The organism is Micromonospora yangpuensis (assembly GCF_900091615.1).
In the GTDB taxonomy this organism is placed as follows: Bacteria; Actinomycetota; Actinomycetes; order Mycobacteriales; family Micromonosporaceae; genus Micromonospora; species Micromonospora yangpuensis.
This window is the reverse complement of record NZ_FMIA01000002.1, coordinates 6,357,125-6,373,218: the sequence shown is the minus strand read 5'-3', so window position 1 is coordinate 6,373,218 and position 16,094 is coordinate 6,357,125. Positions and strand designations below refer to the sequence as shown.

General features: G+C 74.7%; 12 protein-coding genes. 7 read left to right on the top strand and 5 right to left on the bottom strand.

Annotation, left to right across the window (positions count from 1 at the left end; all coding sequences use genetic code 11):
- Positions 1 to 49: 49 nt before the first annotated feature.
- The 3 genes from GA0070617_RS28835 to GA0070617_RS28825 all read right to left on the bottom strand — a co-directional run bounded on the left by GA0070617_RS28835 (position 50) and on the right by GA0070617_RS28825 (position 3,663).
- Positions 50 to 1,657 carry an alpha/beta hydrolase gene (locus GA0070617_RS28835; protein ID WP_217628891.1) on the bottom strand — a complete coding sequence of 536 codons (1,608 nt, stop codon included), beginning with the start codon at positions 1,655 to 1,657 and terminating at the stop codon, positions 50 to 52.
- A 126-nt stretch (positions 1,658 to 1,783) separates the two neighbouring features.
- Positions 1,784 to 2,470, bottom strand: coding sequence for a response regulator (locus GA0070617_RS28830; protein WP_091447708.1), 687 nt, complete (start codon positions 2,468 to 2,470; stop codon positions 1,784 to 1,786).
- 8 nt (positions 2,471 to 2,478) lie between these two features.
- Positions 2,479 to 3,663, bottom strand: a complete 1,185-nt coding sequence (locus tag GA0070617_RS28825; protein ID WP_217628890.1) for a sensor histidine kinase — start codon at positions 3,661 to 3,663, stop codon at positions 2,479 to 2,481.
- Positions 3,664 to 3,749: 86 nt separating this feature from the next.
- Here GA0070617_RS28825 and GA0070617_RS28820 point away from each other — a divergent pair, with 86 nt between their 5' ends.
- The 5 genes from GA0070617_RS28820 (at position 3,750) to GA0070617_RS28805 (ending at position 6,433) form a co-directional block, all read left to right on the top strand.
- Positions 3,750 to 4,166, top strand: a complete 417-nt coding sequence (locus GA0070617_RS28820; protein ID WP_091447701.1) for a DUF4260 domain-containing protein — start codon at positions 3,750 to 3,752, stop codon at positions 4,164 to 4,166.
- 68 nt (positions 4,167 to 4,234) lie between these two features.
- Positions 4,235 to 4,453, top strand: a complete 219-nt coding sequence (locus tag GA0070617_RS28815; RefSeq protein WP_139135806.1) for a hypothetical protein — start codon at positions 4,235 to 4,237, stop codon at positions 4,451 to 4,453.
- A 74-nt stretch (positions 4,454 to 4,527) separates the two neighbouring features.
- Positions 4,528 to 4,698: a hypothetical protein gene (locus tag GA0070617_RS30920; RefSeq protein WP_175440702.1), complete on the top strand. Its 171-nt coding sequence runs from the start codon at positions 4,528 to 4,530 to the stop codon at positions 4,696 to 4,698.
- A 66-nt stretch (positions 4,699 to 4,764) separates the two neighbouring features.
- Complete coding sequence (locus tag GA0070617_RS28810; RefSeq protein WP_091445454.1) at positions 4,765 to 5,136, top strand: ArsR/SmtB family transcription factor; 372 nt, start codon at positions 4,765 to 4,767, stop codon at positions 5,134 to 5,136.
- A gap of 145 nt (positions 5,137 to 5,281) precedes the next feature.
- On the top strand, positions 5,282 to 6,433 hold the full coding sequence (locus GA0070617_RS28805) for a homoserine dehydrogenase (RefSeq protein ID WP_091445452.1): 1,152 nt from the start codon (positions 5,282 to 5,284) through the stop codon (positions 6,431 to 6,433).
- A 54-nt stretch (positions 6,434 to 6,487) separates the two neighbouring features.
- Here GA0070617_RS28805 and rsgA read toward each other — a convergent pair whose 3' ends face one another.
- A complete protein-coding gene (rsgA, locus tag GA0070617_RS28800; RefSeq protein WP_229688258.1) occupies positions 6,488 to 7,540 on the bottom strand; it encodes a GTPase RsgA in 1,053 nt (350 codons plus the stop codon).
- Positions 7,541 to 7,695: 155 nt separating this feature from the next.
- Between rsgA and GA0070617_RS28795 the strand changes: the two genes are divergently transcribed.
- Together GA0070617_RS28795 and GA0070617_RS28790 are read left to right on the top strand one after the other, a co-directional pair.
- On the top strand, positions 7,696 to 12,969 hold the full coding sequence (locus GA0070617_RS28795; RefSeq protein WP_139135805.1) for a MupA/Atu3671 family FMN-dependent luciferase-like monooxygenase: 5,274 nt from the start codon (positions 7,696 to 7,698) through the stop codon (positions 12,967 to 12,969).
- A complete protein-coding gene (locus tag GA0070617_RS28790) occupies positions 12,966 to 13,691 on the top strand; it encodes a sulfotransferase-like domain-containing protein (RefSeq protein WP_217628889.1) in 726 nt (241 codons plus the stop codon). Before GA0070617_RS28795 ends, GA0070617_RS28790 begins: the two co-directional genes overlap by 4 nt.
- Before the next feature lie 4 nt (positions 13,692 to 13,695).
- Here GA0070617_RS28790 and GA0070617_RS28785 read toward each other — a convergent pair whose 3' ends face one another.
- Complete coding sequence (locus GA0070617_RS28785; protein WP_175440701.1) at positions 13,696 to 15,954, bottom strand: M20/M25/M40 family metallo-hydrolase; 2,259 nt, start codon at positions 15,952 to 15,954, stop codon at positions 13,696 to 13,698.
- Positions 15,955 to 16,094 lie beyond the last annotated feature (140 nt).

Below are 16,094 nucleotides of genomic sequence, written 5' to 3'. Positions count from 1 at the left end.
ACAGCATAGACGGCTACCGCTGGAGCAGGGGGACTGAGCGCCTCCCTGGCTACCCCTGCGGAGCAGGCGGCCGGGTGGTGCCGGGGGGCACGTCGTCGCAGACGGTGCCGTCGGCGGGCAGCACCCCGTCGATCAGTACGGCGTCCACGGCCGCGTCGACGCACGGGCCGCTCATCCGGTAGGAGGTGTGGCCGACGCCCTCGCGGGTGAGCAGGACGGCGTCCGCCAGCCGCTTCGTCATGTTCTCGGCCCAGTGGTGCGGCGACACGTTGTCCAGTCGACCACCGACCACCAGGATCGGCGGGGCGCCGGCACCGGTGAGTTCGGAGGTGAACCGGTCCTTGTTCTCGACCGGCCACGACGCGCAGTTGAGCGCACTGTAGGCGGCCCGGCTGCCGAGCCGTTCGCCACGCCCGGTGATCTTCTTCGCCGCGGCGTGGTGCTCGGACAGCTTGCCCAGCTCCGGCCAGTCGACGCAGCGGACGGCGTTGTGCGGCTCCTGGAGGCTCGCGAACGGGGCGCCGAACGGCGCGACCGTGACGAATGAGACCACGAAGTGCAGAGCCGTGCCGTCGCCCCGCTGAGCGGCGAGCAGACCCGCGGTGAGCGTGGGCCAGAGTGTCCGGTTGCCGGCGGCGGCGCGCACGGCCTCCAGGGCCATCGCCCCGTCGAGCGTGCCGCCCGGCGTGAGGCCCTCGACCGGGGGAACCCGCAGCGGCTTCGCCTCCAGCTTGGTGATCAGGGCGTCGAACGCGGCCTCCGGATCACCGTCGCCGAAGGCGCACACCTTGACGCCCTCGGCGCGGCAGGTCTTGAACCAGGCGTCGAGCGTCTCCTCGTTGGAGCGGGCGACGTCGTCCAGGAGCCGCAGGGGGTCGTTCTGCCACAGGCCGGTGTCGACCGGGGCGTCGATCACCATCTGGCGTACCCGGTCGGGGAAGAGCGTGGCGTACATGGGACCCACCACCGTGCCGTAGGAGGCGCCGTAGAAGGTGATCTTCTCCTCGCCGAGCGCGGCGCGCACCTGGTCCAGGTCCCGGGCCACGTTGTCGGTGGAGAGACTCGCCAGGAACTCGGGGCTCTGGTGGTCCAGGCAGCCCTTGGCGAAGGTGCGGGCGTCGGTGAGCAGCTTGCCGAACGGCTTTCCGCCGGGGACGGTCGGGTCACGGTCCTCGGCTGCCTGCTCGGCCCGCTGCTCGTCGGTCAGGCACCGCACGGCACCGGACTCACCGACACCGCGCGGGTCCATGCCGACGACGTCGAACCGGGCGACGACCTCGGGCGAGTAGGGACCCTTGTCGTGGGCGGCGTCGATGGAGGCGACCGTCTCGGTGGCCGACACCCCCGGACCACCCGGGTTGATGAACAGGCTGCCGATGCGCCGGTCCGGGTCGGTGGCCCGGTGCCGGGTCACGGCGAGCGGGATCTGCTTCCCGTCGGGGTCGGTGTACTCCAGCGGCACCTCGACGGTGGCGCAGTCGCGGCCCGGCCCGCACTCCTTCCACTGCACCGGGTCCGGGGTCGGCGCGGGCCCGGTCGGGCCGACGGCCGCCACCGGGCGGTCCGGCGCCGCCGGTCCGGCCGCACCGGTGCAACCGGTCAGGGCCAGCACCGCGCCGGCCAGCGCCGCGCCGATCCGAAGGGGTACGGGTGACACGCGGCTATGTCGGGATGAAAGTCGCATGACATCGACGCTAGGCGGGCCACCCGGCTCCGTTCTCCGTCCAAGGCTCCGGATCCACCAACCAAAGTAGGAGCGCGGGTACGGCAGCTGACCGCCCGGTCACTCCAGGGGGGTGAGCCCGGCCTCCTGCACGAGCAGTGCCACCTGCACGCGGTTGTTGAGGTCCAGCTTGGTGAGGATCGCCGACACGTGGGTCTTGACCGTGGTCAGGCCGAGGTGGTGCCGTGCGGCGATCTCCGCGTTGGTGCGCCCGGCACCGATCTCGGCCGCGACCGTCCGCTCCCGGTCGGCGAGCACGTCGAGCCGCCGTCGGGCGGCCTGCTGCCGGTCGTCCTGCCCCGGCTCCGCGACCCGCGCGATGAGCCGACGCGTCACCTCGGGCGAGAGCACGGGGCGGCCCTGCGCCGCGTGCCGGATCGCGACGACGAGTTCGTCCGGCGGGGTGTCCTTCAGGAGGAAACCTGCCGCGCCCGCCCGCAGGGCACGCAGCACCTGGGCGTCGGCGTCGAAGGTGGTGAGCACCACTACCTGCGGGCCGGACGCACCGCTGCGCAGCGTCTCGGTGGCGGTGAGCCCGTCGGTGTCGGGCATCCGGATGTCCATCAGCACCACGTCGGGCCGGTGGCGCCGGGCCAGCTCCACGGCCTCCGCGCCGTCGCTCGCCTCAGCCACCACCCGCAGGTCGGGGGCGCCGCTCAGGATCATCTTGAGCCCGAACCGGACCACCGGGTCGTCGTCGGCCAGCAGCACGTCGATGACCGGGTCGCCCGTGCCGTCGGCGGGCATCGGATGGGTCACGACGGCCAGGGTAGCCGGAGCCGGACCCGCCAGCCGCCCGAGTTCGTCGGTCCGTGGTCGAGCCGCCCGCCCACGAGCTGGGCGCGTTCCCGCAACCCGCGCAGCCCCGCACCGGCACCGTCCGGGCGCGAGGGTGGATCCGCCGGGGGCCCGTTGACCACCTCGGCGGTCACCCGGTCGCCGGGTCGCCCGGTGATCCGGATCAGCACCGGCGTACCCGGGGCGTGTTTGCGCACGTTGGTCAGGCCCTCCTGGACGAGGCGGTAGAGCGTGCGGCCGTACGTCTCCGGGATGTTCCGGTCGCCGGTCGTCACCCCGGCCTCGTCGCGCAGCTCGACCGCCGTGCCGGCCTGGCGGGCCTCCTCGATCAGCTCCAGGGCGTCCTCGGCGCCCGGCATCGGCAGCTCCTCACCCACGGGGGCCCGGAGCACCCCGATCACCTCGCGGAGGTCCTGCAGGGCCCGGTGCGCGTTCTCGCGGACCACCTCGGCCGCCCGCGCCCGGTCCTCGGCCGGCGCGTCGCGGGCGTAGGTGAGGGCACCCGCGTGGACGCTGAGCAGGGAGAGCCGGTGCCCGAGGAGGTCGTGCATCTCCCGCGCGAGCGCCTCCCGGGCCTCCCGCGCGGTCTGCTCGGCCCGCAGCAGCGCCTCGACCTCGGCCGCCGCCGCCCGTGCCCGCAGGGACGCGACCAACGCCCGCCGGTTGCGCACGGACAGGCCCCACGCCACGGTGGCGAGGTGTCCCAGCCCGATGATGACGAACACCGTCAACGGCGGGACCGCCGGCTCGGGCCAGCGCAGCTGATGGGTGCCGAGCGCGGCGAGGCTGACCGCGCACACCGCGAGCGTCGCCCTGGTCGAGCCGTGCACCGCGACGGTGAACAACGCGACGATCGCGGCCGGGGCGACCGTCTCGGAGAACGCGCTCGCCACGGTCAGGACGACGCCGAGTACGACCGGGAACCGGCGCCGCCACCACAGCGCGAGGCAGCCGAGCACCCCCGCGACCCAGTCCGCGGCCAGGATCCAGGCGGACACCGGCACCGGGTCGTTCGCCTGTTGGACGGCGGCGGTCAGGCCCACCGCGGCGGCCAGCCCGATCAGGACGGCGTCGACCACCCGGTCGTCCACCATCTCCCGGAGGACCCGCGGATCGAGGCTGTCGTCACCGTCCTGCTGCACGTCGACCGAAATCTACCGAAGAAGAGGACCCGGGGGAACGCCCCGTACCATGGGTTCGAGCGACACCCCCTGATCGAGGTGTGGAGATGCCAGAGCTGAACCCGGTCGTGGCGCAGCGTGTCGAGGCCGTCGTCGTCGCGGCCCTCGCCGTCGTGGTGACCGTCGCCGTCGGATACCCGTGGTGGTCGTTGCTCGCCCTCTTCCTCGTCTTCGACCTGTCCATGCTCGGCTACCTGCGGGGGCCGCGCCTCGGCGCCTTCTGCTACAACGTGGTCCACTCGTACACGGTGCCGGCGTTGCTCGGCGCGGTGGCCGTGGCCGCAGCCGCGTTCCGCGACGAGATCGGCTGGCTCGGGGTGCTGGCCGTCGCGTGGGTGTTCCACATCGCCGTCGACCGCGCGTTGGGTTACGGCCTCAAGACGACCGACGGGTTCGAGCACACCCACCTGGGGCTGATCGGCAAGGCACGACAGGCCGGACGGGGTTCCGACCCCAGGGGATAGGACGGGCCTCAGGTTTCACCCTCCACTACCTCGACGACGCCGGATTCGACCTGCTGACCAGCCGCGTGATGGCGACGCTCGCGCCGGGCGGGACGCTCGTCGCGGTGCACTGGCGCCCGTCGGTGCCCGACCACGTACGCAGCGGGGACGACGTGCACCGGCTCCTCGGTGACCTGGACGGGCTGGCCCGCACAGCTCGTCACGAGGAGCCGGACTTCCTGCTCGACGTCTTCCTCCGGGAGCCGCCGCCGGCCAGCTCCGTCGCGCAGATGGAGGGTCTGTGGTGAACGGCGGCGCGGTCGTCGGGCCCGCGTCCGCGGCTCCGGAGGCGGTGCCGGCGATGGTGACGGATACTTGCCCGATGACAAATCCTGACCTCGATCCGGACGTCTACCCACCCCTGGACCCGCGTGAGCCGGTGCCGGACAACGCCGAGGAACTGCTTCCCGGTACGCCCGACACGCTGCCGGACGCACCGGTCGAGCCGATGCCCGACGACGGCGAGCCGGGCGGCGTACCCGAGCCGGCGTGACGGGCCGCACCGCCTCGCGGTGATTCCGCCCTCGTTTCGCCGCCGACCGGCGCTGTTGCTGCCACTATGCAAGGCGTGGGAACTGCGAAGACTTCGACGCCGGCCATCTCGCCCCTCGCCGGCGAGCCGATCAAGCGTGCCGATGCCGAGCGGCTTGCGGGAGTGCTGAAGGCATTCGCCGATCCGGCGCGGCTGCGACTGCTCAGCCTGATTCAGGCCTCGCCGGCGGGGGAGGCGTCCGTCAGCGACCTCACCGCGCCGCTCGGCCTCTCCCAGCCGACCGTGAGCCACCACCTCCGGATCCTCACCGAGGCCGGCCTGATCGAGCGGGAGAAGCGTGGCGTCTGGGCGTACTACCGCCTGGTGCCGTCCGCGATCGCCACGATCGCGGACCTGCTGACGCCACCCCGCAAGCGGGCGGCGAAGAAGACCCGCTGACCGGGGCGACGAGCACTCCCCGGCGCGCGGACGAGTCGCCGACCTGGCACCACCTTGGCAAACTGGCCGATGGTCGATCCCCTGACCCGGTGGCACCCGCTGTCGGGTCCGCCCGCCGACCAGCCACCCGCTGAGGAGTGCCACCATGCCTGAGTCCGTAGCGTCCCCGCATCCCCGGCCCCCGGCGGACCGGCCGTGGCGGCTGGTCCTCGCCGGTCTGGGCAACGTCGGTTCCGGGGTGCTGCGCATCCTGGACGAACGGGCCGCCGAGCTGCGGCGCCGGCACGGTCTGGAGTTCGTCCTGGTGGGCGTCGCCGAGCACGGCGGCGCGGCGGTCGACCCGGCCGGCCTCGACCTCGCCACGATCCGGCGGACGGTACGCGAGGGTCGTCCGGTCGCCGAGCTGCCCGGGGTGGGTCGTCCCGGGCTGACCCCCGCCGAGCTGGTCACCGAGCTGCGGCCGGACGTGCTGCTGGAGGCCACCCCGGTCAACCTCGACGACGGTGAGCCGGGCCTGGGCACGGTACGCACCGCGCTGGCGCTGGGGACCCACGCCGTGCTGGCCAACAAGGGCCCGCTGGCGCTGGCGTACGAGGAGCTGACCGGCGCCGCCGACCTGCGCGACGGGTGGGGGCTGGCGCACCGGCACCCGGGGCCGCGGCTGCGGTTCAGTGCCTGCGTGGCCGGGGCCCTGCCGGTGGTGAACATCGGTGCCCGGGACCTCGCCGGTGCCGGCATCACCCGGATCGAGGCGCTGTTCAACGGCACCACGCAGAGCATCCTGCGGGCCATGGAGGCCGGCCAGGGGTACGCCGAGGCCCTGGCCGACGCGCAACGCCGGGGCATCGCCGAGGCCGACCCGTCGCTCGACGTCGACGGGCTGGACGCCGCGTGCAAGCTCGTCATCACCGTCAACGCCGTGCTCGACCAGCAGGCGAAGCTGGGTGACGTGCGGGTCGAGGGCATTCGGGGCGTGACCCGGGAGGCGGTGACGGCCGCCGCGGAACGCGGTGAGCGCATCGTGCTGCTCTGCCTGGCCGAGGCCACCGACGGCGGGTTCCGGTTGTCGGTGCGCCCCACCGCCGTGCCGCTCACCCACCCGCTGGCCGGGCTGACCCCCGACGAGATGGGCGTCGTCTACCACAGCGACGAGGTGGACCGGATCGTCGCGTCGAGTCTGGAGCCCGGGGCGGAGCCGGCCTCCGCGGCCATGGTCCGCGACCTGCTCGACATCGCCGCCGCCGCCTCGATCGCCGCCACCGGCCCGCTGGCCGCGCGGGAACCGGCTCGCACCTGACCGACCGGCGGGCGCGCGACGGGCGGCGCGCGGGGTCCGGCCGGCGGGTCGGGGTCAGCCCCGGGCGCGGCGCTGGGCCCGGCGCTGCTCCCATCGGGCGGCCGAGGCGATCCGGGCCTCCTGGGGGCGGGTCTCCCAGTCGATCTCCCGGCCGAGTCGCTGCCAGTTGGCCAACCGCTGGGCCGGCAGCACGCCGTCGTCGATCGCGGCCAGCACCGCGCAGCCGGGCTCGGTCAGGTGCGCGCAGTCCGGGAACCGGCACTCCGCGGCCAGCGCCACGACGTCGGCGAAGGTGCGGTCGACCGCCTCGGCCGCCCCGAGCAGACCGGTGCCGGCCAGACCGGGGGTGTCCAGCACGCAGCCGCCCGAGGGCACCCGGACCAGCACCCGACCGCCGCCGGGCGTCGCGGCCCGGCCGTCGTCGTCCGGCGTTGCCCGGCTGTCGGTTGTCGCGGCCCGGCCGTCGGTCGTGGCGGTGGCCGCCAGGGTGGCGGCCAGCAGTGACTTGCCGACCCCCGGCGCGCCGACCAGGCCCAGGGTGCGCCCGCCGGACAGGTACCGCCGCAGCACCGCCACCTGCGCCGGATCGGTGGCGTCGACCGGGTGCACCGGCACCCCGGGTGCGTCGTCGGCCAACTGCCGGGCCACCGCCGCCGGATCCGCCACCCGGTCCGCCATGGTCAACACCAGCACCGGTACGGCACCGGACTGCCAGGCGAGCGTGAGCAACCGGCCCACCCGGAGCGCCTCCGGCGCGGGATCCAGCGCCTCCACCACGGCCAGCACGTCGATGTTGGTGCCCAGCACCTGGTCGGGCACCCCGCCTCCGGAGGCCGGCCGGCGTACCGTGCCGCGCCGGTCGAGCAGCACGTCGACGGTGGGCGGTTCACCGGCCCGCAGGGCCACCCAGTCACCGGTCACCACCGCCGGGGCGGCCGACCGGTGCCGACCGTCGACGATCCGGGCCCGGACCGGCCCGGCGGCGGCGTACAGCAGGGCGGTGCCGCGGTCCACCCGGGCGACCCGGGCGGGGGTCCGGCCGGCGTTGCGCAGTGCGGCGAAGGCCCGGTCGCGCTCGTCGTCCCAACCCAGCTCGGCGAGGCTCACCGTCGGCTCCCTCCGCCGGTCGGGGTAATCCCTGACTGGCCCGCTCGCCCGGCTGGGCGAAGAGTGGCGTGAAGCATCCCGAACCACTCTACCGGCGGTGTCCTGTTCGGCCCGGTCCCCGGCTCCCGTGACGCCCCACCTGCGGAGGCTGCCCGATGATCGACCGACCGGACATGCGGGACCGGCTTATGGCGCTGCCGCCCACCCAGCGCGCCCAGCTGATCCAGCAACTGCGGGCGGCCCGCGCCGGGCGCCCGGTGGCCGGTGCGATCCCGGTGGTCGGCCGGGACGAGCCGCTTCCGCTGTCGTACGCGCAGCAGCGGTTGTACTTCCTGGACCAGCTCGCACCGGGACTGCCGCTCTACAACATCCCGTACGCGTTGCGGCTGCGCGGCGCGGTCGAGCTGGACCTGCTCGCCGACGCGCTGCGCCGGGTGGTCGGCCGGCACGAGGTGCTGCGGACCCGGTACGTGCACACCGAGGCCGGTCCGCGGCAGGTCGTCGACCCGCCGCCGGACCGGCTCGACCTGCCGGTGCACGACCTGCCGGGGATCCCGCCGCAGGAGCGCGACCAGCGGGCCCGGGAACTCGCCGCCGAGCTGGCCGCCCAACCGTTCGACCTGGCGGCCGGGCCGCTGTTCCGGGCCACCGTCGCCCGGCTCGACCCCGACGACCACGTGCTCGTGCTGGCCGTGCACCACATCGCCACCGACGCCTGGTCGACCGGGCTGCTGGTGCGCGAGCTCGGCGAGTTCTACGCCACCTCCCGTGCCGGCGGGACTCCGGGCCTGGCCCCACTGGCCGTGCAGTACGCCGACTACGCGACCTGGCAGCAGCGGCAGCTCGCCGGCGACGGGGCCACCCGGCACCTCACCTACTGGCGGGACCGCCTGGCCGGCCTGCCCGTGCTGGACCTGCCTACCGACCGTCCCCGACCGGCCGAGCCGACCTGGGCCGGTGCGGTGCTGGGCCGGCGGCTCCCGGCGGAGCTGCACCGGTCGATCGCCGCGCTGGCCGACCGGGCCGGGGTCCGGCTGCTGCCGGTCCTGCTCGCCGGGTTCACCGCCCTGCTGAGCCGCTACACCGGGCAGCTCGACGTGCCGGTCGGGTCGATCTTCTCCGGTCGGACGCGCTCCGAGGTGGAGCCGCTGCTCGGCTTCTTCGCGAACACCGTCGTGCTGCGGATGTCCACCGCCGGTGACCCCACCTTCGGCGAGCTGCTCGACCGGGTTAACGAGGCGGTTCTCGGCGCCCACGACCACCAGGACCTGCCCTTCGACCACCTGGTGAACGAGCTGCGGCCGGCCCGCGACCCCAGCCGCAACCCGCTGTTCCAGGTGGCGCTCTACCTGGCCGACGGTGGTGCCGGACAGCTGGCCCTCGGTGACGTCCGGGTCGACCAGCTGCCGGTGTCGCTCGGCACCTCGCGGTTCGACCTCACGATCAGCGCCGCCGAGGCTCCGGACCAGGGCGGGATCGACCTGGAGCTGGAGTACGCCACCGAACTCTTCGACGACGACCGGATGAGCCGCCTGCTCGACCATCTCACGGAGGTGCTGCGTCAGGTAACCGCCGACCCGGACACCCGGCTGAGCGGCCTGGAGCTGCTCACCGGCGCGGAACGGGACCTGATCCTCGGCGAGTGGACGGCCACCGACCTGGCACCGGGCCCGGCGCGGCTGATCCACCACGCCGTCGCCGAGCAGGTGCGGCGTACCCCGGACGCGGTGGCCGTCGTGCACGGCGACACCCGGCTGTCGTACGCGGAACTCGCCGAGCGGGCCGACCGGCTCGCGGCCCGGCTGCGTGCCGTCGGTGCCCGGCCGGGCACCCTGGTCGGGATCTGCGCGGGCCGCTCGGCGGAGCTGGTGGTGGCGCTGCTGGCGGTGCTGCGGTCGGGGGCCGCCTACGTCCCGCTCGACCCGGAGTACCCGCTCGCCCGGCTGCGGCTGATGCTCGACGACGCCGAACCGGTCGCGGTGCTTGTCGACGAGGCCGGTCGGGAGTGTCTGGGACCGCTGCCGGCCGGCCCGCGCCTGGTGGACCTCGCCGACGCTGCCGCCGACGACGGGCCCGAGCGGGACGCCGACGACCGGCCGGAGCGGGACGCCGACGGCGGGGCGGAACCGGTCGCCGCCGTCGACGACGTGCTGGCCGGGGACGCCGCCTACGTCATCTACACCTCCGGGTCCACCGGGCGTCCCAAGGGCGTGGTCGTGGAGCACGCCCAGGTGCTGAACTTCTTCCTGGCCATGGACCAGCAGATCGAGGTCGGGGGCGAGGACGGCCCCGGCACCTGGCTCGCGGTCACCAGTGTCTCGTTCGACATCTCCGTGCTGGAGCTGCTCTGGACCCTCACCCGGGGCCTGCGGGTGGTGGTCGCCGGTGGCCGGGCCGCCGACGTGCTGCCGGCCCGGCCCGCCCCGCGTACCCCCACGGACACCGCGTTCAGCCTCTTCTACTTCGCCAGCGACGCGGAGCTGCCCGGCGACCGGTACCAGCTCCTGCTCGACGGGGCGCGGTTCGCCGACCGGCACGGGTTCAGCGCGGTCTGGGTGCCGGAGCGGCACTTCCACGCCTTCGGCGGCAACTATCCCAGCCCGGCGGTCGTCGCCTCGGCGCTGAGCATGGTCACCGAGCGGGTCGCCATCCGGGCCGGCAGCGTCGTGCTGCCCCTGCACCACCCGGTACGGGTCGCCGAGGAGTGGTCGGTGATCGACAACCTGTCGCACGGCCGGGTCGGGCTGTCGGTGGCGTCGGGCTGGCACGCCGACGACTTCGTCTTCGCCCCGGACAACTACGCCGACCGGCGTACGGTCATGGTCGAGCAGCTCGAAGCGGTGCGTGAGCTGTGGCGCGGGGGCTCGGTCCGGCTGCCCGGCGGTGCCGGCGCGCCGGTCGACGTCCGGATCCGGCCCCGGCCGGTGCAGCCGGAACTGCCCGTCTGGATCACCGCGGCCGGCAGCCCGGAGACCTTCCGCAAGGCCGGCGCGATCGGCGCGAACCTGCTCACCCACCTGCTCGGCCAGGACGTCGACCAGCTCGCCGAGAAGATCGCCGGGTACCGGGCCGCGCATCGGGAGGCCACCGGCACCGACGGCCACGTCACCCTGATGCTGCACGCGTTCGTCGGCGACGACCACGACCGGGTGCTGCGGACCGTACGCGGGCCGTTCATCGAGTACCTGCGGGGTTCGCTGGACCTGGTCCGTACGCTCGCCCAGCGGATGGGGATGGACGTGGCCGCCGGCACGGTCAGCGCGGACGACATCGACGTCGTCCTCGACCACGCCTTCGACAGGTACGTGCACGAGAGCGGCCTCTTCGGCACCCCCGAGGACTGCCTGCCGCTGGTCGACCGGCTGGTAGGCGTCGGCGTCGACGAGATTGCCTGCCTGGTCGACTTCGGTGTGGACCGGGACGAGGTGCTCGCGGCCCTGCCCCACCTGGACCGGCTACGCCGGCTCGTCACCGGCGCACAGCCGACCCAGACCGGCCGCGACCAGGGCCCCGACGACCCGGCCGACGAGTCGGTGCCCGCGCTGATCGCCCGGCACGGGGTGACCCACCTGCAGTGCACCCCGGCGCTGGCCCGGCTGCTGGTCGAGCACCCGCACGGGCGGGCCGGGCTGGCCCGGCTGCGGACCCTGCTGGTGGGCGGGGAGGCCCTGCCCGGCGCGCTGCTGGCGGCGTTGACCGACGCCACCGACGCCCGGATCGTCAACATGTACGGCCCGACCGAGACCACCATCTGGTCCACCACCCAGCCCGCCGGAGAGCCCGGGGACACCGCAGCCGCCGCCGTGCCGATCGGGCGACCGATCGCCAACACCGTCGTCCGGGTGCTCGACCGCTGGCAGCGACCGGTGCCGGTCGGCATCACCGGGGAGCTGTCCATCGGCGGGGCCGGGGTGACCCGGGGCTACCACCGCCGGCCGGCGTTGACCGCCGAACGGTACGGCCCCGACGCCGCCGGCACCGGCCGCCTCTACCGCACCGGTGACCTGGTGCGGTGGCGTTCCGACGGGCGGCTGGAGTTCCACGGACGCGCCGACCACCAGGTGAAGGTGCGCGGCTTCCGGATCGAGCTCGGTGAGATCGAGGCGGCGCTGCGCGCGGTGCCCGGCGTCGGCAACGCGGCGGTGGTCACCCGGGCTTCCGCCGGTGGGGAGGCCCGGCTGGTGGCGTACCTGGTGGCCGCCGCCGGAGAGCCGCGCCCCGACACCGAGGACCTCCGGGTCGCCCTCCGGGCCCACCTGCCGGAGCACATGGTGCCGGCGGCGTACGAGTGGCTCGACGCCCTGCCGTTGACCCCGAACAACAAGGTGGACACCGCCGCGCTGCCCGAGCCGGGACAGGCCGCCCCCGCGACGCCGATGCTGGCGCCGCGCAACGACGTGGAACGGACCCTGGCCGAGGTCTGGTGCGAGGTGCTGGAACTCGACCAGGTGAGCGTGCTCGCCAACTTCTTCGAGCTGGGCGGCAACTCGATCGTCGCGATCCGGGTCGTCGACCTGGTCAACCGCCGTGGGCTCGGGATCAGCGTCCGGCTGCTCTTCACCCACCAGAGCATCGCCGAGCTGGCCCGCGCGGTGGGCGGCACCGCCGAGGAGAACACCGGGGGGCCGGTCCCGCTGCACCCGGGCACCGGTCGGCCGCCGGTCTGGTTCGTGCACTCCAGTGGCGGGTCGTCGCTTGCGTACCTGCACCTGGCCGGGCACCTCGGCGCGGACCGGCCCGGGTACGGCATCGACGCCGTCGGGTTGACCGGCACGCCACCGCTGACCTCGGTGCCGGAGATGGCCGAGCGGTACGCCGCGCTGATCCGGGCCACCACGCCGCAGGGGCCGTACCACCTGGTGGGCTGGTCGACCGGCGGCGGGCTGGCGCTGGCCGTGGCGCAGCGGCTGCGGGCCGACGGCGCCGAGGTCGGGCTGCTGGCCCTGCTCGACGCCGCGCCGCCGCCGATGCTTGCCGAACCGCCGGAGACCGCCGAGGTGCTGGCGCTGTTCGCGGCCGACTTCGCCCTGTCGATCGGTGCGCAACCACCGGCGCTGGAGGCGGCCGAGCTGCGCGGCCGGCCGGAGCCGGAGCAGTTCGACGTGCTGCTGGCCCGGCTGGCCGACGCCGGGCTCACCGCCGGGATGCGGCCTGCGGACGTGGCGGCCCGGGCCCGGGTCTTCCTGGCCACCGTGGCGGCCGGGGCGGTGTGGCGTCCGGAACCCTTCGCCGGCCCGGTGGACCTGCTGCTGGCCACGGACGGGGGAGACCCGCAACGCTTCCGGACCGGCTGGGGTGCGCTGGTGACCGGCGGGCTGCGCGAGCACCGGGTGGCCGGCGACCACTACGCGATGATGGGGCAGCCGGCCGCGCCGGCGCTCGCCGCGACGCTGCGCGACCTGCTGACCGAACGGGAGGCGGGCCGGTGACCGCCCCGATCGTCGCGCTCTGGAGCGCGCCGAGGTCCCGCTCCACCGCCTTCTACCGGTCCATGGTGGCCCGGGGTGACCTGCGCACGGTGCACGAGCCGTTCTGCGGGGTGACCGACTTCGGGCAGGTCACCATCGGTACCGTCACCGCCGCCGACCACCGGCAGGTGATCGGGGCGCTGCGGGCGCTCGGCGACGACGGGCCGGTCTTCTTCAAGGACACCACCGACTACCGGTACCCGGCGGTGCTGGCGGACCGGGACTTCCTCGCCACGGCCCGGCACACCTTCGTGATCCGCCGGCCCGAGGAGATCATCCCCTCCTACTACGCGCTCCGCCCCGACATGCGGCTCTCCGACGTCGGGATCGAGCACATGCACGAGCTGTTCGAGGCGGTCCGGGCCGCCGGTGGGCACGAACCGGTGGTGCTGGACTCCGACGACCTGGTGGACCGCCCGACGGCGACGATGGCCGCCTACTGCGCAGCCGTCGGTCTGCCGTTCGACCCGGCGGCGCTGAGCTGGCCGGAGGGGGCCCTGCCGGACTGGGAACGGACCGGTCGCTGGCACGTCGAGGTCAACGGGAGCCGGGGCTTCGTCCGGCGGCCGGCGGCCTACGCCGAGACCACCGAGAACAACCCGCTGCTGGCCCGCTACCGCGACCACCACCAGCCGTTCTACGTGGCGCTGCGCCGGCACCGGCTCACCCCGGCCGCCGGTTAGGTGGTCAGACCCGGACGGTGCGGGCGGTGATCGCCTCGCCGGCCGCGTCGGCCGACCAGGTCACCCGGGCCGGCGGCGGATCGGCGGCCACGGCCGGCCCGATGGCGGAGTAGGTGAGCAGCCGCAGCGCGAGCGGTTCCGCGCCCCGGATCCGCAGCTCCACCTCGATGCCCCCGGCCGGTACGCCGAACAGGTAGCTGCCCCACCGCCACGGGGTGTCGGTGAATGGCCGGTTGACCGCACCGGGCAGGACCGCGCCGTCGACGGTGACGCCGTCGAGGCGGGGGGTCACCGAGTCGGCGTACAGCGCCAGCATGTCGGCCTGCCCGGACGGGACGGCCAGCCGCAGCCGGACCACCCGTACGTCGTCGTTTTGGCGCTGGCCGAGCACGGTGATCCCGGCGGCCGGCAGGTCGACGGTGGGCGCGGGGCCGGTGCGGTAGCCGCCCGGGTCGTAGAGGGTCGGGAAGTCCTCTTCCAGGCTGCCGGTGTCGTCCCCGACGTGCCGGTCGACCCAGGCGTCCGGGGCCCCGCCCGCGCTGGCCCACCGGGCGGTACCGGTGTCCAGATCGACGGTGTAGAGGAGGCTTACCTGCGCGGGCCGGTCCACCGACACCCTTTCGGTGCCCAGCCCGACGCCGAGCGTGGCCAGCCCGCCCAGGGTCAGGGCCAGCGTGCCGGCCAGCACCGGGCGGCCGGCCGGCAGCCGACCGCCGAGCGGGGCGACCGCCGCGCCGAGCAGGGCGACCAGCAGCATCGGCACCACGGCGGCGGCCAGCCCCACGGCCGGGAAGACCAGTACGGCGACCGGGGTCAGCAGCAGGACGGCGACGGCGGCCGGGACGGCCAGCACGACGGGCCGCCACGGCGAGTCGGTACCGAGCAGGACCAGCAGCAGCACGGCCCCGCCGGTGGCCAGCGCCGGCCAGGCGAAGAGGTACCCGGCCCCCGGCAGCAGCACCGAGGCGACCACGGCCAGCACGGCGAACCAGGCCCCGGCCGCCAGCAGCAGCTCCGGGCCACCCACCCCGCGGCGGCGCAGCACCGCCAGCCAACCGGCCGTGCCGGCCACCGCCAGCAGCGACAACCCCAGCAGGTACGGCAGCGGCCGGTACGGCAGGCTGAACACCAGCCCGCCCAGGGCCGGCCGGATCAGCACCGACAGCGGCCAGACCAGCAGTCCGACCACGGCCGCGCCGAGCAGCGACAACGGCAGGGTCGACGCGGCGAGCACGGTGGCCCGGCCCCGGGCGACCCGCCGCCGCAGCGCGAGGACGCCGGCGCCGAGCAGCAGCACCGCCGCCAGCACGGCGACCACCAGGTCCACCACCCGCGGGTACGACACCGTCGTGCCGAACAACGGGAAGTAGCTCACCTCACCGGCGTCGTCGGTGCGCAGCGGACCGTCGGCGAGGTTCCGGGTGGCCCGCAGGACCTGGTCGCCGAGGTCCTGCACGCTGCCCGGGTCGAGCCGGTCGGCGGTGTCGTGGGGGGTGTGGTAGCTGGCCGAGCCGTCGATCAGCGCGAAGTTGAGACCGGTGTAGCCGGCGGCGCGGAACTCGGTGAAGTCGGTGTCGTTGGGTAGCACCTGGTAGACCGCACCCGCCATCGACGTGGCCAACGCCGAGCCGCCGGAGAGCGCCGGCACGACCGAACCCGACCGGCCGCCGGTCTCGAACATCACCGCCCGACCGCGGTTGCCACGCGCCTCAAGGTTGATTACCGCTGTCCGGTCCGGATCACCGAGGCCGGCGGCGACGAAGGCCCGTGCGCCGAGCAGGCCGGCCTCCTCGGCGTCGGTGAAGAGCAGGTGCACGTCGTGCCGCAGCGGCGGACCGGCCAGCACCGCGCGGGCCGTCTCCAGGATGGTGAGCACCCCCATGCCGTCGTCCGCGGCACCCGGGCCGAACGGGATGGAGTCGTGGTGCGCCACCAGGTAGACGGCACCCACGCCTGGCTCGCGACCGGGAATGACAGCGTGGATGTTGGCCACCCGGCCGACCCGGTGGGCCCCGTCGGACGCCACCCGGGCGGCGGTGTCCCGGCGGGTCTCCGGCCGCAGGCCCAGGGCGGTGAGCCGGGCGGTCAACCGGTCGCCGACCGCCGCCGCGGCCGGTGAACCGGTCGGGCGCGGGCCGGAGCCGAGGATGTCGAGTTGGGCCAGTGCGCGGTCGGCGGAGAACGCGTCAGCCGGCGCACCCGACCCCACCGCCGCCGGCGGTGAGATCACCCACAGCGAGCCGCCGAGCGCCAGAACCACCACAAGCGTGGCGATCAGGGGAGGAACCCACCTGGCCGTGAGTAGCCGACGACGCACGTGACCTCCCCGTTCGTTGCGGAGGGGCCATCCTCGCCGGGAGGCTGCGGTTGAGCAAGTGTCGTACCATCCGGAAAAATGATCCA

Excerpts from the sequence above, each read along its gene's own strand:
- GA0070617_RS28810 (WP_091445454.1), top strand. The coding sequence starts at position 4,765 with ATGCAAGGCGTGGGAACTGCGAAGACTTCGACGCCGGCCATCTCGCCC.
- GA0070617_RS28820 (WP_091447701.1), top strand. The coding sequence starts at position 3,750 with ATGCCAGAGCTGAACCCGGTCGTGGCGCAGCGTGTCGAGGCCGTCGTC.
- GA0070617_RS30920 (WP_175440702.1), top strand. The coding sequence starts at position 4,528 with ATGACAAATCCTGACCTCGATCCGGACGTCTACCCACCCCTGGACCCG.
- GA0070617_RS28830 (WP_091447708.1), bottom strand. The coding sequence starts at position 2,470 with ATGCCCGCCGACGGCACGGGCGACCCGGTCATCGACGTGCTGCTGGCC.
- GA0070617_RS28795 (WP_139135805.1), top strand. The coding sequence starts at position 7,696 with ATGATCGACCGACCGGACATGCGGGACCGGCTTATGGCGCTGCCGCCC.
- GA0070617_RS28815 (WP_139135806.1), top strand. The coding sequence starts at position 4,235 with ATGGCGACGCTCGCGCCGGGCGGGACGCTCGTCGCGGTGCACTGGCGC.
- GA0070617_RS28805 (WP_091445452.1), top strand. The coding sequence starts at position 5,282 with ATGCCTGAGTCCGTAGCGTCCCCGCATCCCCGGCCCCCGGCGGACCGG.